Origin of the sequence: Kitasatospora sp. NRRL B-11411 (assembly GCF_000721345.1) — a bacterium.
Classification (GTDB): domain Bacteria; phylum Actinomycetota; class Actinomycetes; order Streptomycetales; family Streptomycetaceae; genus Kitasatospora; species Kitasatospora cineracea.
The window spans coordinates 1-616 of the sequence record NZ_JOGH01000303.1 but is presented as its reverse complement, the minus strand read 5'-3'; the positions used below and the strand labels follow the sequence as shown (position 1 = coordinate 616).

Sequence of the window (616 nt, the reverse complement as noted above, 5' to 3'; positions counted from 1 at the left end):
GACGTCACGCTGCTCGAAAGGGTCCTCAGTGGACTTCGCAAGCTCTAACGCGGCCGCCGCCCCCAGCCGCGCCACCACCTCCGCCAAGATCGTCGTCGCCGGCGGATTCGGCGTGGGCAAGACCACCCTCGTCGGCGCGGTCTCCGAGATCAACCCCCTGCGCACCGAAGCCGTCATGACCTCGGCCTCCGCCGGCATCGACGACCTCAGCCACGTCTCCGGCAAGACCACCACCACCGTCGCCATGGACTTCGGCCGCATCACCCTCGACGAAGACCTCATCCTCTACCTCTTCGGCACCCCCGGACAGGACCGCTTCTGGTTCATGTGGGACGACCTCGTCCGCGGAGCCATCGGCGCCGTCGTCCTCGTCGACACCCGCCGCCTCGCCGACTGCTTCCCCGCCCTCGACTACTTCGAGAACAGCGGCCTCCCCTTCGTCGTCGCCCTCAACGGCTTCGACGGACAACAGGCCCACACCCCCGAAGAAGTCCGCGAAGCACTCCAACTCAACACCGAAATCCCCATCATCACCCTCGACGCCCGACGACGCGACAGCGCCAAGAGCGCCCTCATCACCCTCGTCGAACACGCCCTCCTCGCCCGACTCCGGTGA

The 616-nt window shown here is 67.4% G+C and carries 1 protein-coding gene; it reads left to right on the top strand.

The features are described from left to right. Positions 1–28 precede the first annotated feature (28 nt). Positions 29–616, top strand: a complete 588-nt coding sequence (locus tag IH44_RS0140060; protein WP_014138206.1) for an ATP/GTP-binding protein — start codon at positions 29–31, stop codon at positions 614–616.